The organism is Bacillus alveayuensis, from assembly GCA_030812955.1.
Lineage (GTDB): Bacteria > Bacillota > Bacilli > Bacillales > Aeribacillaceae > Bacillus_CB > Bacillus_CB alveayuensis.
This window is the reverse complement of record JAUSTR010000001.1, coordinates 485948-511719: the sequence shown is the minus strand read 5'-3', so window position 1 is coordinate 511719 and position 25772 is coordinate 485948. Positions and strand designations below refer to the sequence as shown.

At 38.8% G+C, this 25772-nt stretch carries 20 protein-coding genes; 2 read left to right on the top strand and 18 right to left on the bottom strand.

From position 1 onward, the window contains the following. Nucleotides 1-4 precede the first annotated feature (4 nt). The gene (gene gltB / locus J2S06_RS02530) at nucleotides 5-4567 is read right to left on the bottom strand and encodes a glutamate synthase large subunit (RefSeq protein ID WP_419151188.1); all 4563 of its coding nucleotides are present in this window, start codon (nucleotides 4565-4567) and stop codon (nucleotides 5-7) included. A 137-nt stretch (nucleotides 4568-4704) separates the two neighbouring features. Between gltB and J2S06_RS02525 the strand changes: the two genes are divergently transcribed. Beyond that, nucleotides 4705-5607 (top strand): LysR family transcriptional regulator, encoded by a 903-nt coding sequence (locus J2S06_RS02525; protein ID WP_044896417.1) that lies wholly within the window; start codon nucleotides 4705-4707, stop codon nucleotides 5605-5607. Between the two features lie 209 nt (nucleotides 5608-5816). On the opposite strand, the gene J2S06_RS02520 is transcribed toward J2S06_RS02525, so the two are convergent. The 3 genes from J2S06_RS02520 to mce are packed head-to-tail and all read right to left on the bottom strand — an operon-like array spanning nucleotide 5817 to nucleotide 8945. Further along, entirely contained in the window at nucleotides 5817-6938 is a 1122-nt protein-coding gene (locus tag J2S06_RS02520) for a tripeptidase T (RefSeq protein ID WP_419151187.1), read from the bottom strand. 44 nt (nucleotides 6939-6982) lie between these two features. Further along, on the bottom strand, nucleotides 6983-8530 hold the full coding sequence (locus J2S06_RS02515; protein WP_044896415.1) for an acyl-CoA carboxylase subunit beta: 1548 nt from the start codon (nucleotides 8528-8530) through the stop codon (nucleotides 6983-6985). Between the two features lies 1 nt (nucleotide 8531). After that, complete coding sequence (mce, locus tag J2S06_RS02510) at nucleotides 8532-8945, bottom strand: methylmalonyl-CoA epimerase (protein ID WP_044896414.1); 414 nt, start codon at nucleotides 8943-8945, stop codon at nucleotides 8532-8534. A gap of 189 nt (nucleotides 8946-9134) precedes the next feature. Here mce and prli42 point away from each other — a divergent pair, with 189 nt between their 5' ends. Then, nucleotides 9135-9227 (top strand): stressosome-associated protein Prli42, encoded by a 93-nt coding sequence (gene prli42 / locus J2S06_RS02505; protein ID WP_152643055.1) that lies wholly within the window; start codon nucleotides 9135-9137, stop codon nucleotides 9225-9227. A 103-nt stretch (nucleotides 9228-9330) separates the two neighbouring features. On the opposite strand, the gene J2S06_RS02500 is transcribed toward prli42, so the two are convergent. From J2S06_RS02500 to buk, 14 genes are all read right to left on the bottom strand, one after another. Further along, nucleotides 9331-9816: a L,D-transpeptidase gene (locus J2S06_RS02500; protein WP_044896484.1), complete on the bottom strand. Its 486-nt coding sequence runs from the start codon at nucleotides 9814-9816 to the stop codon at nucleotides 9331-9333. A gap of 54 nt (nucleotides 9817-9870) precedes the next feature. Continuing rightward, nucleotides 9871-10854 carry an aromatic acid exporter family protein gene (locus tag J2S06_RS02495; RefSeq protein WP_419151186.1) on the bottom strand — a complete coding sequence of 328 codons (984 nt, stop codon included), beginning with the start codon at nucleotides 10852-10854 and terminating at the stop codon, nucleotides 9871-9873. A 314-nt stretch (nucleotides 10855-11168) separates the two neighbouring features. After that, entirely contained in the window at nucleotides 11169-11891 is a 723-nt protein-coding gene (locus J2S06_RS02490; protein WP_419151185.1) for an amino acid ABC transporter ATP-binding protein, read from the bottom strand. Then, nucleotides 11884-12543 (bottom strand): amino acid ABC transporter permease, encoded by a 660-nt coding sequence (locus tag J2S06_RS02485; protein WP_419151184.1) that lies wholly within the window; start codon nucleotides 12541-12543, stop codon nucleotides 11884-11886. The genes J2S06_RS02490 and J2S06_RS02485 overlap by 8 nt, the downstream gene beginning before the upstream one ends. A gap of 141 nt (nucleotides 12544-12684) precedes the next feature. After that, the gene (locus tag J2S06_RS02480) at nucleotides 12685-13467 is read right to left on the bottom strand and encodes a transporter substrate-binding domain-containing protein (protein ID WP_044896410.1); all 783 of its coding nucleotides are present in this window, start codon (nucleotides 13465-13467) and stop codon (nucleotides 12685-12687) included. A 302-nt stretch (nucleotides 13468-13769) separates the two neighbouring features. Next, entirely contained in the window at nucleotides 13770-14207 is a 438-nt protein-coding gene (locus tag J2S06_RS02475; protein ID WP_044896409.1) for a BrxA/BrxB family bacilliredoxin, read from the bottom strand. A 108-nt stretch (nucleotides 14208-14315) separates the two neighbouring features. Then, entirely contained in the window at nucleotides 14316-15317 is a 1002-nt protein-coding gene (gene meaB, locus J2S06_RS02470) for a methylmalonyl Co-A mutase-associated GTPase MeaB (protein WP_052659616.1), read from the bottom strand. After that, nucleotides 15317-17476 carry a methylmalonyl-CoA mutase gene (gene scpA, locus J2S06_RS02465; RefSeq protein ID WP_419151183.1) on the bottom strand — a complete coding sequence of 720 codons (2160 nt, stop codon included), beginning with the start codon at nucleotides 17474-17476 and terminating at the stop codon, nucleotides 15317-15319. The genes meaB and scpA overlap by 1 nt, the downstream gene beginning before the upstream one ends. Further along, nucleotides 17473-19380 (bottom strand): methylmalonyl-CoA mutase family protein, encoded by a 1908-nt coding sequence (locus J2S06_RS02460; RefSeq protein ID WP_419151182.1) that lies wholly within the window; start codon nucleotides 19378-19380, stop codon nucleotides 17473-17475. Before J2S06_RS02460 ends, scpA begins: the two co-directional genes overlap by 4 nt. 526 nt (nucleotides 19381-19906) lie before the next feature. After that, complete coding sequence (locus J2S06_RS02455) at nucleotides 19907-21184, bottom strand: dihydrolipoamide acetyltransferase family protein (protein ID WP_459077040.1); 1278 nt, start codon at nucleotides 21182-21184, stop codon at nucleotides 19907-19909. 33 nt (nucleotides 21185-21217) lie between these two features. Continuing rightward, nucleotides 21218-22198: an alpha-ketoacid dehydrogenase subunit beta gene (locus tag J2S06_RS02450; RefSeq protein ID WP_419151180.1), complete on the bottom strand. Its 981-nt coding sequence runs from the start codon at nucleotides 22196-22198 to the stop codon at nucleotides 21218-21220. Between the two features lie 12 nt (nucleotides 22199-22210). Next, nucleotides 22211-23203, bottom strand: coding sequence for a thiamine pyrophosphate-dependent dehydrogenase E1 component subunit alpha (locus J2S06_RS02445; RefSeq protein ID WP_419151179.1), 993 nt, complete (start codon nucleotides 23201-23203; stop codon nucleotides 22211-22213). Nucleotides 23204-23224: 21 nt separating this feature from the next. Next, nucleotides 23225-24646 carry a dihydrolipoyl dehydrogenase gene (gene lpdA, locus J2S06_RS02440; protein WP_419151178.1) on the bottom strand — a complete coding sequence of 474 codons (1422 nt, stop codon included), beginning with the start codon at nucleotides 24644-24646 and terminating at the stop codon, nucleotides 23225-23227. Nucleotides 24647-24662: 16 nt separating this feature from the next. Further along, the gene (gene buk, locus J2S06_RS02435) at nucleotides 24663-25772 is read right to left on the bottom strand and encodes a butyrate kinase (protein WP_419151177.1); all 1110 of its coding nucleotides are present in this window, start codon (nucleotides 25770-25772) and stop codon (nucleotides 24663-24665) included.

Below are 25772 nucleotides of genomic sequence, written 5' to 3'. Positions count from 1 at the left end.
CTCCTTAATTGACGACGACTTCTAATTTGGACTTAGTTAATTCTTTCTCTTTTTGTTTATGAACATTTGCTTCAAATGCTGCTAAAACAGCACGTTCTTCTGATAAGCCTGATTCCTTTAATTTTTCAATAGATTCGATCATCCGTTTATAATCTTTCGGAATCACTTTCACAAATTTATCGACATATTGATCCCAGTTAGCAAGAATATTGGCTGCTTTCGGACTTTCCGTATAGTGGTAATGCTTCTGGATCATTTCTTGAACTTCATTTATTTCGTTTTCCTCTTCCAATTGCTCGAATAAAACCATTTCATCGTTACATAGGTTTTTAAAGGCTTCTTGATCTTCTGTAAAGACATAGGCAATTCCACCTGACATACCTGCAGCGAAATTTTTGCCAACAGGTCCAAGAATGACAACGCGGCCACCAGTCATATATTCACAGCCATGATCACCAACACCTTCGACAACGGCTTTTACACCGCTATTGCGAACGCAAAATCTTTCGCCTGCTCGGCCTTGAATATATGCTTCTCCAGATGTTGCACCGTAAAAAGCGACGTTACCAATAATGACATTTTCTCCAGAAGTAAAAGAAACTTCTTTCGGATTTTTAACGATAATTTTACCGCCAGACAAACCTTTTCCGACATAATCGTTTGCATCACCGGTTAAATGCAATGTCATTCCTTTTGGTACATATGCCCCGAAGCTTTGACCAGCAGAACCTGTAAAGTGAAGCTTAATCGTATCTTCTGGAAGTCCTTCCTCACCATAGCGTTTCGTAACTTCACTCCCTGCAATTGTTCCAACAACACGGTGAATGTTAGAGATAGAAAAATGGTGTTCAACTGGTTGTTTACTTTCTAGAGCTGGTTGAATAACAGGTAATATTTTTTGCACATCAAGAGACTGGTCAATTTTATGATCTTGTGGCTGCTGGAATGTTCGCGGTCCCTCAACTTGATGAAGGAGACGTGATAAGTCTAGATACTTTGCTTTCCAATGATTTTTCGCTCGATCACTAACCTTCAAAATATCTGTTCGACCGACCATTTCATCGATTGTTCTAAATCCGAGCTGAGCCATTAGTTCCCGAACTTCTTGGGCAATAAAGCGCATATAATTGACAACATGCTCAGGATCACCCATAAATTTTTTGCGAAGCTCTGGATTTTGCGTTGCCACACCGACTGGACATGTATCTAAATGACAAGCTCTCATCATGACACAACCTAACACAACGAGCGGTGCTGTTGCAAAGCCAAATTCTTCTGCACCTAAAAGAGCAGCCATGACTACATCTAATCCTGTCATCAGCTTACCGTCTGTTTCTAAAACAACTCGGTTTCGTAATCCATTTAACATTAATGTTTGATGTGTTTCCGCCAAACCGAGCTCCCATGGCAAGCCAGCATGTTTAATACTCGTTTTTGGTGAAGCGCCTGTTCCGCCATCGTAGCCGCTGATGACAATAACGTCTGCATTCCCTTTAGCCACACCAGCTGCAATTGTTCCAACACCTGCTTTTGCAACGAGTTTAACACTTATACGAGCATCACGATTGGCGTTCTTTAAATCATGGATTAATTGCGCTAAGTCCTCAATGGAATAAATATCGTGATGTGGTGGCGGCGAAATTAAGCCTACACCAGGTGTTGAGCCACGAACTTTTGCAACCCAAGGGTAAACCTTCTTTCCAGGTAATTGTCCACCTTCTCCTGGTTTTGCACCTTGAGCCATTTTAATTTGTAATTCATCAGCATTTACTAAATAATGACTTGTTGCACCAAAGCGGCCGGATGCAATTTGTTTAATCGCACTTCTTCTGAAATCTCCGTTTTCATCTGGCGTATAGCGCTCCGGATCTTCTCCACCTTCACCACTATTGCTTTTCGCACCAAGGCGATTCATCGCAATTGCTAATGCCTCATGCGCTTCCTTACTTAACGCTCCAAACGACATTGCTCCCGTCTTAAAGCGACGCACAATTGATTCAACAGGCTCGACTTCCTCAATTGGAATCGGTTTTACATCCTCTTTAAACTCAAATAAATTTCGTAAAAATGTCACTCGTTCCTCATTTGCTAATTTTGAGAATGTTTTAAATAAATTGTAATCATTTTTACGACACGCCCATTGAAGGGTGTGAATCGTTTTCGGATTAAAGGCGTGATGTTCTCCATTACGTCTCCATTGAAGCTCACTGCCTGTATCAAGAGTTTGTTGGACTTTCACATCTTTAAATGCGGCTTGATGACGGAGCTTCGCTTCTTTCGCAATAACTTCTAAGCTAATACCACTTATTTGCGAAGGAGTTCCAGTAAAGTATTTTTCAATCACTTCTTCACCAATTCCAACTGCTTCAAAGATTTGGGCGCCACGGTAGCTTTGAATAGTGGAAATCCCCATTTTGGACATAACTTTTACGACACCATCTGTAACAGCCTTTAAATATTTTTCCACTGCTACATCATAATGGAATGATAAGCTTCCATCTTCGATCACTTGGTGAATCGTTTCCAATGTTAAATATGGATTGATCACATCCACTCCAAATCCTATTAAGGCAGCGAAATGATGTACTTCCCGTGCTTCACCAGTTTCCAAAATAATGCTTGCTTTCGTTCTCGTTCCTTTACGAACTAAATATTGATGAAGGGCACTTCCAGCTAATAATGAAGGAATGGCAATATTTTTTTCATCGACTCCACGATCAGATAAAATCAGTAGCACCACACCATTTTCAATGGCATCATCAGCTTGTTTAAAGATTGCTTCAAGCGCTTTTTCCAAGTCTTCCTGAAACAAGATCGGAATCGTTATGCTCTTGAATTCTGAATATGGATTATTTTTTAACTTCGCAAGCTCTTCATTCGAAATAAACGGTGACTTTAAGCGGATGCGACGACAAGCACTTTCGTTCGGGTGTAAAATATTCCCTTCTTTTCCGAGCAAAGTCATCGTTGACGTCACTAGCTTTTCACGAATAGCATCAATTGGCGGATTCGTCACTTGAGCAAATACTTGCTTAAAGTAGTTAAATAAGCTTTGTGGACGATCTGATAAGACAGCTAATGGTGTATCATTTCCCATCGAACCAATCGGATCTTTTCCATCTTCAACCATTGCCACAATCGTTTTTGAAACATCCTCGTACGTATAACCGAAAGCTTTTTGCTTTTTAATAAGCTGTTCTGTCTTTTCTTGAACTGGCACATCAGGGAGATCATCAATGGATATGAGCTGTTCTGAAATCCATTTTCGGTATGGTTTCTCTTTCGCCATTTCTCCTTTTATTTCCTGATCAGAAATAATCCGTCCTTCTTCTAGGTCAATTAAAAGCATTTTTCCAGGACTTAAACGGTCTTTATATAAAACGTTTTGTGGATCAACGTCAATTACACCAACTTCTGATGAAAAAATAATGTAATCGTCTTTTGTAACATAATAACGTGCAGGTCTTAGTCCGTTACGGTCTAATATGGCCCCAATTTGCTTCCCGTCAGTAAAGGAAATCGCAGTTGGTCCATCCCAAGGCTCCATTAAACAGCTATGATATTCATAAAACGCTTTTTTCTCATCTTCCATTTCCACTTCAGACCATGGTTCTGGAATTAACATCATCGCTGCATGAGCAGGCTTCCGACCAGCTAACACAAAAAATTCAAACGCATTATCCAATATGGAGGAATCGCTTCCATTCATATCTAATATAGGTGTTACTTTTTTGAGATCGTCTCCGAAAGCTTCTGAAACAAATTGCATTTCTCGTGCCTTCATCCAGTTTACATTTCCTCTGAGCGTATTAATTTCACCATTATGAATTAAATAGCGATTTGGATGGGCACGTTCCCAGCTTGGAAATGTATTCGTACTGAAACGTGAATGAACAAGCGCGAAAGCTGATTTAAATCTTTCATCCTGTAAATCTAGATAAAATTCATCAAGCTGTTCAGGTGTTAGCAATCCTTTATAAACAATTGTTCTGCTTGAAAAACTCGCAAAATATAAAGAGCTTTTTTCAGCATTTTGCTTCTCGATTTGTTTACGAATAATGTACAATTTACGTTCAAAATCCCATTCATCTGTTATTTTTTGACTAGCGCCAACAAACACTTGGCGAATAAACGGCTGACTTTGTTTTGCTAATTTTCCGAGTTTTTCAACATTAACAGGTACAGTACGCCAGCCTAGCACTGTTTGCCCTTCTTGAGCAATGATATCATTTATGAATTGCTCTAAAGGAAGACGCTCCTGTTCATTTTGCGGGAGAAAGACCATCCCGACCCCGTATCGTCCCTTTTCTGGGAGATCGATTTCATAACATGTATGTTGAAAGTAATCATGCGGAATTTGCACCATTATTCCCGCACCATCACCTGTTTGTGGATCACTTCCTTGTCCGCCACGATGTTCCAATTGACAAAGCATATGAAGTCCCTTTTTTACAATATCATGTGAAGGCTCCCCTTTTAAATGAGCATATAAGCCGATCCCACATGCATCATGTTCAAATTCAGGACGGTAGAGACCTTGTGCTTTAGGTAGTCCGTTATATTTCATCTGTCCTCTCCCCCATTCCTTTTTACCGTTAAACTACTTACTTATAATTGTAGTTTCCAAAAATAATATAAACAATATATAATTTAGATTAAATCTATCTCAATTTGAGAACAATTGATAAAAGGGAGGGGAAAAATGTGGAACTTCGCCAACTTCGTTATTTTATTGAAGTCGCGAAACGCGAACACGTTTCGGAAGCAGCAGAGGCTTTGCATGTTGCTCAATCAGCGATCAGCAGACAAATTTCGAATTTAGAAGCAGAACTTGGTGTAGAGCTGTTTACACGTGAAGGAAGAAATGTCAAGCTAACTCCGATTGGCAGACATTTCTTTCCACATGTTGTCACAGCGTTAAAAGCTATTGATTATGCAAAGCAGCAAATTGATGAATATTTAGACCCAGAAAGAGGCACGATTAAAATCGGATTTCCAACAAGCTTGGCAAGCCATACATTACCAACTGTCATCTCCGCATTTAAACAGGAGTATCCGAATGTATCCTTTCATTTACGACAAGGGTCTTACCGATTTTTAATTGATGCGGTAAAAAGCAGAGAAATTGATTTAGCTTTTCTTGGCCCGATCCCAACAGATGATAATGATATAAAAGGAGAGATTTTATTTAATGAATCATTTGCCGCTCTTCTTCCAACAAACCATCCATTATCCAATAAGAGAAGTATTGATTTAAATGAATTGCGCAATGAATCGTTTGTACTGTTTCCAGAGGGATTTATTTTACGAAAAATAGCGATTGATGCGTGTAAACAAGCTGGTTTTACACCTCACATATCCTCCGAAGGTGAAGATTTAGATGCGATTAAAGGACTTGTATCTGCAGGAATTGGGGTAACATTGCTTCCGGAAAGCACGTTTTATGAAACGATGCCGCGATTTACAGTGAAAATTCCGATTCAAATTCCTCATGTGAAGCGAAATGTAGGCATTATTATATCAAAAAACCGTGAACTAGCTCCTTCTGAAAAAGTGTTTTATCAATTTGCGAAAGATTTCTTTTCCGTATTGGAGCGCTATCAATAACGATACTCCTTTTATATAAAGGCAGTTTTCGCTAGCTTTGTTGCTTGGATCAACTCGAAGACCGATCGATCTGTTCGTGTGGAGAGAGGTGTGAGAGAAATCACGACAACCATGCCTTTATGAAGCAATCGTTTAATATTTTTATCCCGAGTATATAAAAAGGGGTATCCCATTGGGTTAAATTCGTGATGGGACACCCTTTTTTCATATTATTCACCCGCTACCTCCTGAATGATGGCGACAACCATTTCTGCTGTTTTCACTAGTTCTTCAATTGGCATTTTTTCATTTGTTGTATGGATTTCTTCATAACCGACAGCTAGGTTTACAGTTGGAATTCCGTGTCCGCAAATGACATTCGCATCACTGCCTCCTCCACTTTTTAAAAGCTTGCTTTCACGGCCTATTCTTTTCGCTGCCTTTTTCGCTATTTCAACCACTCGATCCCCTTCCCCGTATTTAAAGCCAGGGTACATGACCGTTACTTCAACATCGGCCCGACCGCCCATTTTTTCTGCCGCTTTTTCAAAAGCTTCTTTCATTTTTTTTACTTGTTGTTCCATTTTTTCTGGAACTAAAGATCGAGCTTCTGCTAATATATCGACACGGTCGCACACAATATTCGTTTGTGTACCACCTTCAAAACGGCCGATATTAGCTGTCGTTTCTTCATCAATACGGCCAAGAGGCATTTTAGAAATCGCTTTAGAAGCAATCGTAATGGCGGAAATCCCTTTTTCCGGGGCAACACCTGCATGAGCTGTTTTCCCATAAATGGTTGCTTTTATTTTTGCTTGTGTAGGAGCAGCTACGACGATATCTCCTACTTTCCCATCACTATCTAATGCGTATCCGTATTTGGCCGTTATTAAGGATGGATCAAGCGCTTTTGCTCCTACAAGTCCAGATTCCTCACCTACTGTAATAACAAATTCAATTTTTCCGTGCTTGATGTTTTGTTCTTTTAAGACACGAACTGCTTCAAGCATGGCAGCTATTCCTGCTTTGTCATCAGCACCTAAAATCGTCGTCCCATCACTAACAACGTACCCTTCTCGAATGGAAGGTTTAATTCCTTTTCCGGGAACAACGGTATCCATATGTGATGTAAAATAAATCGGGTCCACACCGTCTTTTGTTGCATCCAATGTACAAATTAAGTTGCCAGCACCATGTCCCGTCGTATTCATCGTGTCATCTTCCACTACGTTAAGCCCTAATTGTTCAAATTTTTTCTTTAACACTTTTGCGATCTCGCCTTCATATTTTGTTTCAGAGTCTACTTGGACTAGTTCCATAAATTCTTGTACGATACGTTCTTCATTAATCATCGACCGAAATTCCTCCTAAAATGATATTTTTTATTAGTATAACATTAAAGAGGGATATTACCGTGTTTTTTGTACGGTCTTGATTCTTTTTTTGTTTTTAGCATATCTAGGGCTTGCAAAAGTTTAATTCTTGTTTCTCTTGGGTCAATGACATCATCTACCATTCCTTGACTCGCTGCAACATACGGATTCGCAAACTTGCTTCTATATTCTTCAATTTTTTCCGCTCGTGTTTGTTCTGGATTTGGGCTGTTTTGAATTTCTTTTGCAAAAATAATGTTGGCGGCACCTTGAGGTCCCATCACAGCAATTTCAGCATTTGGCCAAGCATACACAATATCTGCCCCAATTGATTTACTATTTAAGGCGACATAAGCTCCTCCATATGCTTTACGCAAAATAACGGTTAATTTCGGAACAGTAGCTTCTGAATACGCGTATAGTATTTTAGCACCATGACGTATAATACCGCCATGCTCCTGTTTGACTCCTGGGAAAAATCCTGTTACATCTTCAAATGTAATAAGCGGTATGTTAAAGGAGTCACAAAAACGGATAAAACGCGCTGCCTTATCAGATGAATCGATATCTAGCCCTCCTGCCATATATTTCGGCTGGTTGCATACAAGCCCAACGACTTCACCTTTCATCCTCGCAAAACCAACAACAATATTTTTCGCAAAATTTTGGTGAACTTCAAAAAAAGAGCCTTCATCAACAACTTGTTCGATAACGTTACGCACATCATAAGGTCTGACGGCATCAATTGGCACAACATCCGCTAAATCTGGACGATAATCATCTCCATCATCGATCTTTTCTTGAGGAGGCTTTTCTTGATTATTTTGTGGTAAATAACTGAGAAGATTCCGAACTTGTTTGATCACATCTTCCTCTGTTTTTCCAGAGAAATGAGCATTTCCACTAATGGTGCTATGCACTTTTGCACCACCTAAATTTTCTTGTGAAATTTTTTCACCAGTGACTGTCTCAATGACTTTCGGCCCCGTAATAAACATTTGACTCGTTTTTTCGACCATGAAGACAAAATCCGTAATGGCTGGAGAATATACAGCTCCTCCTGCACAAGGTCCTAAGATGACAGAAATTTGCGGAATCACACCAGAATAGATGGAATTTCGATAAAAAATATGGCCGTACCCGTCAAGCGATAAAACACCTTCTTGAATTCGTGCACCACCAGAGTCATTTAACCCGATAAACGGTGTACCGTTTTTTGCTGCTAAATCCATAACAGCCGCTATTTTACGGGCATGCATTTCTCCAAGAGCACCGCCAAACACCGTAAAGTCTTGTGAAAATAAATAAACAGGGCGCCCATTTACTTTACCATAACCGGTAACAACCCCATCACCTGGCCCTTTTTTATTTTCAAGGCCAAAATCTCTTGAACGATGTTCAATAAATGGATTAAGTTCAACAAATGTTCCTTCATCTACTAATAAATCAATACGTTCACGCGCCGTTAGCTTTCCTTTTTCGTGCTGCTTGGCAATTTTATCATCTCCACCCCCAAGCTCTACCTCCCGCCGTTTATCATACAATTCATTTATTTTATCATACATATCCATATTAATTGATACCTCCCCGTTTTTCACAAAGTTCAAATAGGATGCCTCTTGTTGATTTCGGATGCATAAAGGCGATCGCATTACCTCCTGCACCTTGACGAGGAGCTTCATCAATCATTTGAATTCCTTTTTCTTTCATTTCTTCTATCCGTTTCTCAATGCTTTCTACCCCTAAAGCGATATGATGGATCCCTTCCCCTCGTTTTTCAATAAATTTCGCAATTGGGCTCTTGTCGGAAGTCGGTTCTAGCAATTCAAATTTTGTATTCCCTACATCTAAAAAGGCGACTTTTACTTGTTGCGACGAAACGATTTCTTCCCCAAGGTATTTAGCCCCCAATTTCTCCGTGTAAAAAGGCAAGGAATCGTGAATGGATTGAACAGCTATTCCAATGTGATCTACTTTTTTTACCATGAAAATCTCTCCCTTTCTTGTTGTAAACGGAAACAACCTTATTAAAATTCTACAAATTATTTTAAAATTCCTGCCATTTCGTCAATTTATTTTTAGAGCAAAATGTGAAGTTTTTATTGCACAAATCTTTTCCTACTTGTCTCCTTTGCAAATTCTTAATAAAATAATTTGTACTGGGGTGAGGAAGATATGTCAAAGCGCACACAAAAATTGGTTGTTTATATGATGATCGGTTCCATGCTTATTACTACGTTACTAGCTGGAATTAGCATGTGGTTTTAAGGATAAAAAATGGAGGCTGTAATGTAAGGTGACACTACAGCCTCTCCATTAACCTCCAAAACGAAATGCTCCCCAATGAAATAAAACAAAGACCATGACGGTGCTAACCTTTTTTGATCGCTCCAAATTTTGCTCCTAGTTCTTCAAAGCTCCTATCTTTTTCGTTTACAATTAGCACCTTTGTCCCTAACGGTATTCGTTCAAATAGCTCTTCTACTTCATCGTTGCGCAAACGAACGCAACCATTTGTTATATATTGACCAATTGAGGATGGGGCGTTCGTACCATGAATTCCATATATTCGCCCATCTGTTCCAAGTGCGTCAAAACCAATCCAACGCGATCCTAAAGGATTTTGAGGCGATCCACCAGGAATGTTTTTCTTTCTATAATAGGGGTTTATCGCCTTGACCGTAACAGTAAATGTGCCAACTGGAGTTAAATGTTCAGTTTTCCCCGTCGCCACAGTATATACCTTTTGAATGTCTCCATTTTCGATATAGGCCATTTTGTTCGTTTTTTTGTTGACAATAAGAAACGGATCTCCGGGCAAAGGATTTTGACCTAATGGCCAAATTGGTGAAAACATAAGCAAACATATAAATAAGAGTCCTTTCAATTCGATGCACCCTTTTTTCTATTATTATTTCTTAGAAAGGGCACTTTTATCATTTGAAAAACCTTTAAATTGACTTTTAATGATTAAATACCGTTCCATTTCATTTAAAAAATGTAATAATGACGCTCTTGCTTCAAATTCCTCCCTCGTTTCAGGCAAAGGCATTTCTCGAAATTGATTTGATAATTGGTGAAGCTTTCGTAAATATTGTCTAGCTGTATTCCCAGGGTGAATATGATTTCTTAAGTCTTCAATAAAATCAGCAACAATCTTGGCTTGCTCTACATTTGTCGAAATGGATGCAACTGTTGGAAGTACACGCTCAATGATTTCAAATTGCTTTTCACGCATTTTGAAATATTGATAATACAAATCTTCATGACGTAATACTTGGTTTTCGACATTTCGAAGAGCTAACGTTTTCGCTTCTTCCAACAATTCAGCTGTTACCGCAATTTCTTTCCCATCCCAGGAACTATCTCCATTTAGTAAAAAGTTGATGATTTCTGCAAAAATAACAGAAAATTGCTGTTCGATTTCTTTACGGTATTGCTTGAGCTTATGTTCTAAACTCGGCATATACATATTTAACACGAGTGCTACACTAATGCCAATGATAATTAATAGTAATTCGTTAATAATCAATTGAACGGTTATATTTCCAGATGAATATAAATGAAGAATAATGACCGTACTCGTGACAATTCCATCCTTTACTTTTAACATAACCGTTGTCGGAATAAATAATAAAAGCAATAGCGCAATCGAAATAGGGTGATAAAAAAGTCCTTCAAAGAAAATGATGCAAAAAACGATCGCAATCGAACAAGCAAAAAAACGAGACCAAGCACTTTGAAATGACTTTTTCTTCGTCACTTGTATACAAAGTACGGTAATAATACCAGCTGATACATAATTTTCTAATCCTAATAATTGGGCAATAAAAATTGCAATCGGTGTTCCTATTGCCGTTTTGACCGTTCGATACCCTATCGAAAATTTTGGCATTCTCTCTCTCCTACTAGCATTTATTTTTTCGTTCCTGTCAACATTATTCTTTACTATGTTCATCATCACTTGCAAAGCTCAAAACGATCTTCTCATATTGACAAAAAAGCAAAAATCACCAAAGACGTTAAGACACAATCAAAACTATATTAACATATATCTTCAAGGAATATTGTATCAGGACGGGAAATAAATAAAAAAGATGATCCCAAAAGGATGGACCATCTTTTATAATGGCTGTTTTCGTAAACTCGCTTGCTTGACAGTCGAAAAGCTATCGTATAGGAAAGCAACAATCTTTTAGAAAAGAGCCTTTATAATACTTTCTTTAAAAACTCCTTTGCCCGTTCAGATGCTGGAGATGTAAAAAATTCCTTTGGAGAAGCATCTTCGACTATTTTTCCTCCATCTAAAAATAAAATGCGATCAGCCGCTTCTCTTGCAAAACCCATTTCGTGTGTGACGATAACCATTGTCATCCCCGTATTAGACAAATCTTTCATGACATCTAACACTTCCTTTACCATTTCAGGGTCAAGAGCAGATGTAGGTTCATCGAATAGCATTGCTTTTGGTTCCATTGCTAATGCACGGGCGATAGCAACACGCTGCTTCTGTCCTCCAGACAAGCGATTCGGATAAGCTTCAGCTTTTTCGACTAAACCAACCTTTTTTAATAGCGACATCGCTATTTCTTCTGCTTCTTTTTTAGCTATTCCTTTAACGGTAATCGGGGCATAGGTCAAATTTTCCAACACTGTTTTATGAGGAAACAGATGAAAATGCTGAAACACCATCCCTACTTTTTGACGAATTTTCATTTTATTTGTATTAGGATCTGTTAATTCATCATCGCCAATCCAAATACGGCCACTTGTCGGTTCCTCTAAATAATTTAAGCAGCGAAGAAAGGTAGATTTACCTGAACCTGAAGGTCCGATCACGGCCACTACAGACCCTTCCTTAATTTCTGTCGTAATCCCTTTTAATACTTCTGTTTCACCAAAGGATTTATATAAATCTTGAACTTTAATCACTTCGTCTCATTCTCCCTTCTATCCATTTACCAAGGAAGGTTAAAATGATGACTAACACATAATAAATCATTCCGGCGATGATTAATGGTTCTATATATCGATACGTATTTCCGCCCACTATATACGCATTACGCATGACATCTTGTACACCAATGACCGTTACAATAGCCGATTCTTTCGTTAGTGTAATAAATTCATTGACAAGTGCAGGCAAAATATTTTTCATGGCTTGCGGAATGACGATATCTTTCATCATTTTGTAATACGGTATCCCTAAAGCCATTGCGGCCTCACGCTGTCCTTTGTCTACAGCCATAATTCCAGCACGAATGACTTCTGACATATAAGCACCCGAATTTAACGTAAAAGCTAACACTGCGGCTGGATAAGGATCTACTTCAATCCCTGTTAACTGGGGTATACCAAAATAAATTAATATTAATTGTAATAATAGCGGTGTACCACGAAACACAGATGTATAGGCATCAGCAAACCACATCAACGGCTTCATTTGACTAATTTTCAGCAAGGCTAATAGAAGCGCCCAAATAAATCCAAGCAATGCTGATAAAGAAACAATTTTTAAAGTAACTGGAATTCCTTTTAAAATAAAAGGAATCGAGGGCGCTATGCTTGAAAAATCTAAATTCATCTTAACCAGCTCTCCCTAATCTTTTGCATTCATGATAATAGAAACGTTCAACAGTCTGAAAAATTCCTTTGTCTACAAACTGAAACGTTCAACTAAAGCATGTTGAACGTTTCAGACTAAAGAAGATTTTAGAAAATGACCTTATTCTCCATCAAACCACTTGACTAAAATTTCTTCCAATTCACCGCTTTCCTTCATTTTTTGTAACTCTTCATTAAATTTTTCTGTGAGTTCACTACCTTTTGGAAAAGCAATGGCATAGCCGTTTTCTTCTGCATTTTCTTCTTCGATAACAAAACCTTGTAAGTCAGCATCTTTTTCTAAATATCCTTTGGCAACAGAGTCTTCGATAATAGCAGCATCAAATCGACCTGATTTAATTTCTTGAATAACTTCAGAAATACGATTGCGATTTTCGACTGTTACATTTATCGTTTCGGCAATTTCATTCGCTTTTTCTTCTTGTACAGATGCTAATTGAACACCGACTGTTTTTCCTTCTAAATCTTCAACTGTTTGAATGCCACTGTCAGCTTTCGAAACAATCATATGTTTTGCTGAATAGTAAACATCACTAAAATCAACGCTCTCTTTACGTTCTGGTGTCACGGACATACCAGCTAAGACAAAATCTACTTTATTGGATTGTAGTGCTGGGATCAGACCATTAAAGTCCATATCTTGAATTTCGAGCTCATAACCTAATCTTTCTGTGATCGCTTTTGCAATATCAACATCTATTCCGATAATGTCAGATCCTTTCGCTGTATCAATATATTCAAAAGGTGCATAATCTGCTGAAGTACCCATTACTAAAACTTCTTTTTTCTCTTCATCACTTTTGCTTTCAGAGTTGGATGTTCCACATGAAGCTAACAGGCTAAATGTCAAAACCATTATCAATAAATAAAACCATTTTTTCATTCTTTAACCCTCCAAAAAAATATAAGAATGTATAAAAATAAATAAAAATTAATATATATTCATTTATTTGTATTTTATCTTACGGACTAATTCATATGCAATAAAAATTTTTCAACTTACATTTTTTAACTAATACAATAGTTTTCTATTATGATTTTATCACAAAATATTTTATAAATATATAAATTTTCTAATTTTTTATCATGGAATGATGAATAAAATATTTATAATTTCAACTCGACTTTTATGACCAAAAAAAAGCTGATTCAATATGTTTCATGTTTTGAATCAGCCCATACTTGTTAAACTTCTTCACAATATTCATCAAATGCTTTTTGCAGCTTAGCAATCACCGACATTGGATCATGGCCTTCGATTTCATGGCGCTCAATCATAGTCATAAGCTTTCCGTCTTTTAAAAGAGCAAAGGATGGAGATGATGGCGGATATCCTGTAAAGTAAGATCTAGCCCGTTCCGTCGCTTCTCTATCTTGCCCAGCAAAAACCGTTACGAGATAGTCCGGTCTTTTATCATAATGAATCGCATTCGCCGCAGCTGGTCTAGCAATTCCCCCGGCACAGCCGCACACTGAATTGATCATGACTAATGTTGTCCCTTTCCTTTTAAAGGCTTCATCCACTTCTTCTGGTGTTTTCAATTCCGTATATCCACTAGCAACCATCTCTTCACGCGCTTGACGAACGATATCATTCATAAAAAGATTAAAATCAATATTCACTCTTCTCTCTCCTTTAGTCATTGTATTTCCATGTCAATAGGTTAAGCAAACATCACTTATACTTTATATCTTACAATGACTTTAAGCGTCGAGCAAATAAAGAGAACGTTATCGATTCGAAAAACGGTTCACAAGCTGTAAAACCGTAGATGCAACTGTTTTTTGTCCGGAAATGACTTCTTGTTCATAAATTGGGAGGATTTCTTTTATTTCAGGATGTTCGTAAAACATTCGTTCCAGCTGCTCTTTAATCATTTCATGCATCCATTCAAGCTGCTGCTCTTTTCTTCGTTTTTCAAAAACACCCGTTTTTTCAGTTGTTTCTTGAAATTGTTGAATGATCTTCCATATATCCGATATGCCTGTTTCTTTTAAAGCTGATGCGGTAACTGCTTTCGTTTCCCACCCTTCAGTATATGATTTTAAAAAATGAAGAATGGTATTGAACTCATTTTTCGCTTTTTCCGCTTTTGAAATATTATCTCCATCCGCTTTATTGACGACAACTAAGTCCGGAAGTTCCATTATTCCTTTTTTCATTGTTTGCAATTCATCACCAGCACCTGTTAACACAATAAGCAAAAAGAAATCGACCATACTGCGAACAACGAATTCACCTTGTCCTACACCAACCGTTTCCACTAGTATAACATCATAACCGGCAGCCTCACATAATAAAAGAGTTTCCCGTGTTTTACGACTGACACCACCAAGTGTTCCTCCTGATGGTGAAGGTCTTATAAAGGCATTTTGATTACGTGACAGACGCTCCATCCTTGTTTTATCTCCTAAAATACTTCCCTTTGATACTTTACTGGAAGGGTCTACAGCAAGCACTGCAACCTTCAAGTTTTGTTCGGTTAAATACGTTCCAAACGTATCAATAAACGTACTTTTCCCTGCACCAGGGACTCCCGTGATCCCGATTCGAATGGTTTTTTTTCGATATGGGAGGATCGCTTGAATAAGTGCTTGAGCTTTTTCAAAGTGACGGATTGAATTGCTTTCAACTAATGTGATCGCTTGCGCTAATGTAACACGATCACCGCTTAATATACCATCCATCAGTTCTTCTATTGATTTTTCTTTCCTTTGGTATCGCTTCTTCATTACTCAGGCACATCCTCATAGCCAAGCCGTTCATATATTTTGTCTAATATTTTCATTGCAGCTAAAGGAATAACCGTCCCTGGTCCAAAAATTTCATCTGCACCACGCTCTTTTAAATAATCATAATCTTGTGGAGGGATCACGCCACCAACGATGACCAAAATGTCTTCACGGCCTAATTTTTTCAGCTCTTTGACAAGCTCTGGCAATAATGTTTTATGACCTCCAGCTAATGAACTCATCCCTACTACGTGAACATCATTTTCTACAGCCTGCAACGCCGTTTCCTCAGGTGTTTGGAACAATGGGCCAATATCAACATCAAATCCTAAATCAGCATAAGCAGTTGCAACTACTTTTGCTCCACGATCATGTCCGTCTTGTCCCATTTTAGCAATTAAAATGCGCGGTCTTCTTCCTTCGAGCTCATAAAAAAGGTCAGTCCGTTTTCGCACTTTTTCAATTTCTTGTTCATTTGAATATTCTGATCCGTAAACACCGCTAATTGAACGGATTACAGCACGATGTCGTTTCGCTACCTTTTCAATAGCATAAGAAATTTCCCCTAATGTTGCACGGCTTCTGGCCGCTTGAACAGAAAGTTCTAGCAAGTTTCCTTTTCCGGTTCTCGTCGCTTCCGTAATCGCATCAAGAGCTTCTTTCACCTTTTCTTCATCACGATTTCGCTTTAGCTCTTCCAAACGAGCGATTTGTTTTTTTCGAACTTCTGTATTATCGATGCTCAAAATTTCAATGGACTCTTCTTGATCTAAGCGGAATTTATTCACACCAATTATCGACTCTTTCCCTGAATCAATGCGTGCTTGCCTTCTTGCTGCCGCTTCTTCAATGCGCATTTTCGGCAGTCCTGTTTCAATCGCATTTGCCATTCCACCTAATTCTTCAATTTCTTCGATATGCTCCCAAGCTCGATCCATCAATTGCTTCGTTAATGTTTCGACGTAATATGAGCCAGCCCACGGATCGATCACTCGACAAATATCGGTTTCTTCTTGTAAATAAAGCTGGGTATTGCGAGCAATGCGTGCCGAAAAATCTGTTGGAAGCGCTATCGCTTCATCTAATGCATTTGTATGAAGCGACTGTGTATGCCCCATTGCGGCCGCATGAGCTTCAATACATGTGCGAACAACATTATTAAATGGATCTTGTTCCGTCAAGCTCCAACCAGAAGTTTGTGAATGAGTACGAAGTGCTAGTGACTTCGGATTTTTCGGGTTGAATTGTTGAACAATACTTGCCCACATAAAGCGAGCTGCCCTCATTTTCGCTACTTCCATAAAGTAATTCATTCCAATTGCCCAGAAAAAAGAAAGCCTTGGGGCGAATTGGTCAATCGAAAGACCTGCTTTTAATCCAGTTCGAATATATTCCAAACCATCTGCAAGAGTATAAGCGAGTTCTAAATCAGCTGGTGCTCCTGCTTCCTGCATATGATAGCCGGAAATACTAATACTATTAAATTTCGGCATATGCTTTGAAGTATAAGCAAAAATATCACCGATTATGCGCATCGATGTTTCCGGTGGATAAATGTACGTATTACGAACCATATACTCTTTTAAAATATCGTTTTGGATGGTACCTGATAATTCTTCTTGTTTAACCCCTTGTTCTTCAGCAGTTACAATATAAAAGGCCATGATCGGAAGAACCGCACCGTTCATCGTCATTGAAACAGACATTTTATTAAGCGGAATCCCATCAAATAAAATTTTCATATCTAAAATGGAATCAATCGCAACACCAGCTTTCCCGACATCTCCTACTACACGTGGATGATCCGAATCATAACCGCGGTGAGTGGCCAAATCAAAGGCAACCGACAATCCTTTTTGACCCATTTCTAAGTTGCGGCGATAAAAAGCATTGCTTTCTTCTGCTGTTGAAAAGCCGGCATATTGGCGAATCGTCCATGGACGCTTCACATACATGGTCGCATACGGTCCTCTTAAATAAGGCGGGATCCCCGGAAATGTCTGAAGGTGGTCAAACGATTCACAATCTTTTTCCGTATAAATGTGTTTTATTGCAATGTTTTCATTTGTGATAAATGGATTTTTCCTTTCCTCTTGTTTCGTTAAATGTTGACTTTGCTCTAATAATGCGACCTTTGAAAAGTCCACTTTTCTCATCATGCCTTCACCCCCAGCAAATCATGAACATGACATAAAAATTCATAAAAGTTCAGTTTATTGTGTACCGCTTGTTCAATGTTCCATTTCGCTAACACCTTATGCCCCTCTGGAGCTGTGATCCATATATGATCGCATTTTTCTTTTAATCGATCGAGAATGGAGGTATCTAATTGTTCATAGTCTTGATCGGCTCCGCAAATGATGATCAATTCACTATTTGCTCGTTCCGCTTCATTAATCGGGACGATGTTCGTATCAATTCCTCCTGTAGCGAACAATCCTTTGACAAAATCAAGGCGTGCTTTGTAGTCTTTTAATTGTCCGATGACAGCGATGGAAACGTTTGGATAAAACCCATGCAGTTGTCGGTGCTTCTCCGCCTTTTCCCGTAATGTTTCAAATGGTTTACTCAGCCTTCTATTCATCAGTGGTTGTATTTCATTTTCTTCTGTTTGCTCAAATGTTTTAACAAGTGGTAAAATGCTGCCCCCTTCTTCTTTCAGAACTCTTAAGCATTCTTCAACACTTTCTACTTGTATTAGTTTCATCATTTTTTGTTCACGTTCTTTTGTCGCAACAGCTAATTCTTCTCCTAAATTGGCGTAAATATTCGTTCCAATCAGCATTTTGTTTCGTTTTTCTATATCCGATTGCTTAAGCGTATACATATCTTCGATTTCCTTTTGTACCTTACCGTCTTGAAGGGCTTTAATAATCCCTCCAACTTTTTCGTAAGATTGAATGAGACTCCACACTTTTTCTGAAATTTGTTTTGTTAACGATTCGATATACCAAGAACCTCCTGCAGGGTCTTGTACTTTATCTAGCAGGCTCTCTTCTTTTATTATAAAGTGAGTATTTCTTGCAATTCTTTCAGACAATTCACTAGTATTTCCCAGCAGCGCATCAAATGGAGAGATCGTAAGGCTATCAACACCACCAATAATCGCGGCAAATGCTTCACCTGTTGTACGAAGTAGGTTCACATGGATATCAAGCTTTGACTTATTCAATGTTGAAGTTTCCGCATGTATATAAGCTTTTTGTGCTTCTAGACTTCCATCATATGCATTCACAATCGTTGCCCAAATTTGTTTGGCCGCCCGAAGCTTAGCAACTTCCATGAAAAAATCGGAGCCGATTGCAAATGAAAATTGAATTCTCTTCGATATTTCTTCAATGGAATGTCCCTTTTCAGAAAGCGCCTCCAATATTTCAATTCCTTTTAAAAACGTAAAAGCTAACTCTTGAATAGCATTAGCTCCTGCCTGTTGAAATACTTTTCCGTCTAATAAAACTAATTTTAGCTGAAGCCCATTGCGACCACTCCAGTTCATCATAGACGATAAATAGTCTATAGCCTTTTTGAAAGTTGATTCATTTAATCCGAGGGTGACCATTTCATAAAATGGATTAAAGGCAATCGTACCTTTTAATTCATGAATCGGTACGTTCTCGATATGGCAGTAATGAACGAGCAATGGTAAAAAAGCTCTATTTTTTGTTGCATCAATATGAAAATGAATATTTTTCACATCAACGTCTTGTAAAATCATTTGTAAATCGTTAACAGAATGGATGTTTTCAACAGAAAAATAGAGACTATTTTGGCCTCTCTTGATGGCCTTTTGAATGTTTTTCTTTAACGATACTGGTTCACATCCGGTTATGAACTGACTGATATACCAATCGGTTTTATTTTCTGAAGTTCCCCTTACATAAGGGGGTGACCCTGGAAGTGAAAAAGGCTCTTTCACATCATTTTTTTCATAAAGTGGTTTAATACGAATCCCCTCATATGTCATAGAAAACAGTGATTCAATCGGCTTTCCTTTTAATTGTGCCTCAGCCGCCTTAAGCCAGTCTTCATATGTCACTTCTTGAAAACTTGAATCAAATCTCATGACCGTGCTTCCGAACCGGAAGCCATCCCCCTTTCTATTTGAAAACGATGGAACTTTTAAAAAGGCTATTTTCTAAAAGATTGTTGCTTTACTATACTCTAGCTTTTCGACTCACGCTATAGCGTGAGTCGAAAAGCAACAAAGTTTACGAAAACAGCCTTGAAAAAACATAAAAATATTTTAACTATTTTTTATTTTATTACAAATCGAGCGCTCGTTCAATCACTTGTAAAGACAGTAAGGATAAAAGCTCAGGACATTCGCCAAACTGGGCCATTTCGGAAGGAGATAAGAAAAGCTCAAAGCGCCCCGCTTAACGACGTATGAACTGGACCGCTCCGCATGAAATAAAGGAAACACGAAGAGCGAAAGCGTCGATGTTGGCTTATCGGGAGGGGGAGAGGGAAGTTCTCTAATCGCTGTGCGGCTTTCGCTAGACATCCATAACTATATAATTGGGTTGATTCCTTCGTTATCATGATATAAATGCTGATATGATAAAAAAGGTGTCTTGATTGACACCTTATTAATAGATAGATGTATAGTCTTTTGAAATATTTTCAAGAATTTCTTTTATCCGTTGTAAGAAGCGACCGCAAATGAGACCGTCTAAAACACGATGGTCTAATGACATACATAGGTTCACCATGTCACGTACAGCAATCATTCCATTATCCATGACAACAGGTCGTTTCACAATCGATTCAACTTGAAGAATTGCTGCCTGTGGATAGTTGATAATTCCCATTGATTGTACAGAACCGAAGGAGCCTGTATTGTTTACAGTAAATGTTCCTCCTTGCATGTCTTCAGATGTTAATTTGCCGGAACGAACTTTATGAGCAAGGTCATTTATTTCTCGGGCAATACCTTTAATCGATTTTTCATCCGCATGTTTAATAACCGGAACGTATAAAGCATCTTCTGTAGCTACTGCGATGGAAATATTAATATCTTTCTTTTGAATAATTTTATCTCCAGCCCACATCGAATTGATTTGTGGAAATTCTTTTAACGCTTGAGCTGCCGCTTTTACGAAGAATGCAAAGAATGTTAAGTTAAAGCCTTCTTTCTTCTTAAATTCATCTTTTATGGCGTTACGATATTCCACTAGGTTTGTTACATCTACTTCAATCATCGTCCATGCATGTGGAACTTCATGCTTACTGCGCAACATATTTTGCGCAATCGCACGCCGCACACCAGATACTGGGATTTCTACATCTCTAGGCATTGTCGGAACAGAAGGTGACGGTTGTTCTTTTTGACTTACTGGCATTTGTGCAGCTTTCGGCTGCTCTTCTTGAACCGTAACCTCTTTTCGTTTTTCCTCACCTTTTTTCGGAATGTTGCCATTTTCAATGAGCTTCATTAAATCTTTACGAGTAATTCTTCCTCCTGCACCTGTTCCATTTACTTTCTCTAAATCGATATCATGCTCCTGTGCAAGGCGAAGAACAGCAGGTGAATAGCGCTTTTTTTGAGGTGCGTCATCTTGTTTTGCTCCAATAGCTTCTGATTTAGCTTCAGTTGTGTCTTTTTCCTCTTTCTCCTCTTTTACTTCAGGAGCTTTTCCGCCTTCCACTTCGATTTTACAAATGACTTCACCAACTGCTAATGTGTCACCTTCATTAGCTGTTAATTCTGTAATCACTCCTGTAAAAGAGGAAAGAACCTCTGCGTTCACTTTATCCGTCATCACTTCTGCAAGTGGATCATATTTATTTACTTTATCCCCAACATTGACGAGCCATTTACTAATCGTACCCTCAGTTACACTCTCACCTAATTGGGGCATTTTCATTTCTTCAATTGCCACAATGATTACCTCCCCGAATTAAAATTCTGCTAGTTCACGCATTGCTTTTTCAATTTTATCTGGATTTACCATGAAGAATTTTTCCATTGTTGGAGCATATGGCATCGCTGGTACATCAGGACCAGCAAGTCTCTTGATTGGTGCATCTAAGTCAAACAAGCAATGTTCAGCAATGATGGCTGATACTTCGCTCATAATGCTTCCTTCTTTATTATCCTCTGTAACAAGAAGAACTTTCCCTGTTTTGGAAGCTGCTTCGATAATGGCTTCTTTATCAAGTGGATAGACGGTGCGTAAATCAACAATATGAGCTGAAATCCCATCTTTCGCTAAACGCTCTGCAGCTTGCAAAGCAAAATGCACACATAATCCGTACGTAATAACGGTAATATCGTCACCTTCTCGCTTCACATCCGCTTTTCCTAACGGTAGTACGTATTCCTCTTCCGGAACTTCCCCTTTAATTAAACGGTACGCCCGTTTATGCTCAAAAAATAAAACCGGATCATCATCGCGTATAGCTGCTTTTAATAACCCTTTTACATCATAAGGTGTAGAAGGCATCACAATTTTTAAACCAGGCTGGTTCGCAAAAATAGCTTCAACAGATTGCGAATGATATAATGCTCCGTGTACACCTCCGCCATATGGTGCCCGTATCGTAATGGGACAATTCCAATCGTTATTGGAACGATAACGAATACGAGCCGCTTCTGAAATAATTTGGTTCACAGCTGGCATAATAAAATCAGCAAATTGTATTTCGGCAACTGGTCTCATCCCATACATCGCAGCACCGATTCCCACTCCAGCAATAGCGGACTCAGCAAGCGGGGTGTCAATAACACGTTCTTCCCCAAATTTCTCAAATAAACCTTGTGTTGCTTTAAATACGCCACCTTTTTTGCCAACGTCTTCACCGAGAACGAAAACTTTCTCATCACGTTCCATTTCTTCACGTAGAGCCATTGTAACGGCATCAATATAAGAAACTATCATTCAAATTCCCCCTTACTCTGCATAAACATGTTTTAAGGCATGTTCTGGTTCTGCATATGGAGCGTTTTCCGCATAGTCCGTTGCTTCATTGACAATGTTCATCACTTTATCCAATAATTCTTTTTCTTGTTCTTCTGTCATTACTCCCACTTGCTTCAAGTAAGCGGCAAATTTAGCGATCGGATCATTTTTCTTCGCTTCTGCTACTTCTTCTTGTTCACGATAACTTCGATCATCATCATCAGAAGAGTGAGGTGTTAAACGATAGGATACAGTTTCAATTAATGTTGGACCTTCACCACGAATGGCACGTTCTCTAGCTTCTTTGACGACTTTATAAACTTCAAGAGGATCATTTCCATCAACTGTAAAACCAGGCATACCATACCCGATGGCACGGTCTGATACTTTTTCACAAGCTAATTGCTTTTCAATTGGAACAGAAATGGCATATTTGTTGTTTTCACACATGAAAATGACTGGTAATTTGTGTACACCTGCAAAATTGGCGCCCTCGTGAAAATCACCTTGGTTTGATGAACCTTCACCGAATGTTACAAATGTAACGAAGTCTTTTTTCTCCATTTTTCCAGCAAGGGCTATACCAACAGCATGTGGGACTTGTGTTGTTACAGGTGAAGATCCTGTTACAATCCGATTTTTCTTTTGGCCAAAATGACCTGGCATTTGCCGGCCACCTGAGCTCGGATCTTCCGCTTTAGCAAATCCGGAAAGCATTAGATCTCTTGCCGTCATGCCAAATGTTAAAACAACTCCCATATCTCGATAATATGGACAAACATAATCTTTCCCACGGTCTAGAGCAAAGGCAGCCCCCACTTGTGCAGCTTCTTGTCCTTGACATGAAATGACAAACGGAATTTTCCCAGAACGATTTAATAACCACATCCGCTCATCAATTTTTCGAGCTAAAAGCATTGTTTCATACATTTCTAGTACATCTTGATCTGTCAACCCTAATTCTTTATGACGATTTTCAGCCATATGAAAACCTCCTTTATCTAATTAGCTATGAATAGCTTTTCCATCAACGGCAAGTGCAGCTTCACCAATAGCTTCTGACAGTGTGGGATGAGGGTGAATTGTATGCCCAATCTCCCAAGGAGTTGCATCTAAAACGAGTGCTAATCCTGCTTCAGAAATCATATCGGTTACATGTGGTCCAATCATATGCACTCCAAGCAAATCATCTGTTGTTTGATCAGCGACAAGTTTCACAAATCCGTCCGAATCGCCAAATACGAGCGCCTTTCCAATCGCCCGAAACGAAAACTTCCCGACCTTGACCTGATAACCTTTTTCTTTCGCCTCATCCTCTGTTAAGCCAACACTTGCTATTTCAGGGTTCGAGTACACACATTTTGAAACTAGCGTGTAATCAATTGGTGATGGATGTTTTCCAGCTATATGCTCAACAGCTACAATACCTTCATGTGATGCAACGTGAGCAAGCTGTAATCCACCAATAACATCTCCAATCGCATAAATGTGTGATTCTTTCGTTTGATAAACTTCATTTGTTGCGATATAGCCGTTTTCCACTTGAATGTCTGTATTTTCTAGACCAATTCCTTCCGTATTAGCTTGTCGGCCGACGGAAACGAGAATTTTTTCTGCTGTGAAGGATTTCTCTTCCCCGTTATGTTCTGCTGAAATGGAGATGCTATCACCTTTTTTCAATGTTTCAGGAAGAACTTTTGCATTTGTCACAATGTGAATTCCTTTTTTCTTCATGAGACGTTCCATTTCCTTTGAAATTTCACGGTCTTCTGTAGGTAAAATTCGATCGGCATATTCAAGAACTGTCACTTCTACACCAAAGTCATGAAGCATGGAAGCCCATTCAATACCAATGACTCCACCACCGATAATGATGATGGACTTTGGTAATTTCTCCATTTGCAGTGCTTCATCCGAAGTCAAGACATTCTCGCCATCAATGTCAAGGCCTGGCAACGTACGCGGACGAGAGCCCGTTGCAATAATCACATTTTGCGGTATTAATATTTCATTTTCTTCACCATTGTTGAACTCAACAGATATCGTACCTGGCATTGGGGAAAAAATAGATGGACCTAATATACGACCAGTTCCCTCATAAACATCAATATTCCCCTTTTTCATTAAATGCTTGACACCATTATGAAGCTGGTCAATAATTTTTTGCTTACGTTCTTGTACTTTTAAAAAGTTTAATTGAACACCTGTTGTCTCTACACCAAACTCTTCACTACGTTTAGCTGTTGCGAAAACTTCTGCACTACGCAATAAAGCTTTACTTGGAATACATCCAGCGTGCAAACACGTACCGCCTAATTTTCCTTTTTCTACTACAGCCGTTTTTAATCCTAATTGTGATGCCCGAATAGCTGCAACGTACCCGCCAGTACCGCCGCCTAATATGACTAAATCGTATTCAGTTGCCATGGAATGGACTCCTTTCTTAACTAAGAACTTTTTCTTTTAAACGTTTTCCCGGATATTCTTTTGCTTTTTCTTCACCACGAAGGACACGGAGGGCCCCTTCCGCTAATGCTTGCAATTCATTTTCCCCAGGGTACACCATCACATCGGCAATCCAATCGATATAGGAAGAAATTTGTTTGACGAATTTTTTTCCATATGCAAGCCCTCCAGTAAGTACAATCGCATCAACTTTTCCTTTTAATACAGCACTAGCTGCTCCAATTTCTTTGGCGATCTGATAAGCCATCGCATCATAGATTAACTTCGCCTTTTCATTGCCATTTTCAATCATTTTTTCAACTTCGACCGCATCATTTGTACCTAAATAACCGACAAGACCACCTTGGCCTACAAGTTTTTTCATAATTTCATCACGATAATATTCACCTGAAAAACAAAGCTCAACAAGGGCTCCTGCTGGCACCGTTCCAGCCCGTTCAGGACTAAATGGACCATCACCGTGCAGACCGTTATTAACGTCAATAACCCTTCCCTTTCTATGAACACCTACCGTAATTCCACCACCCATATGGGCAATGATGAAATTCATTTCTTCATATTTTTTATGAAAAGTTGCTGCAACTTTTCTTGCGACAGCTTTTTGATTTAGTGCATGGAAAATACTTTTTCGTTCGATACTAGGTACACCAGATATTTTAGCAATTGGCTCCATTTCATCGACTACAACCGGGTCAACAATATAGGCTGGAATATTAAGCCCTGAAGCAATTTCATTCGCTAAAATACCGCCAAGGTTTGAGGCATGTTGTCCTGCGTAACCATTTCGTAAATCCTCTAGCATCGCCTCATTAACCTTGTAAGTCCCCCCTTCAATCGGACGTAATAATCCTCCGCGTCCGCAAACAGCACTCAATTTTGAAATATTGATCCCCTCTTCGTCTAAAGCGTCTAAAATCGTCTGTTTACGAAACTCATATTGATCAATAATAGTAGGAAATGAATGTATTTTTTCCGCGTCATGGCGAATCGTCTTTTCAAAAATTGAACGCTCTCCATCAAACACGCCTATTTTTGTTGAGGTTGAGCCAGGATTAATGACAAGAATTCTGTAATCACGATCTTGCAC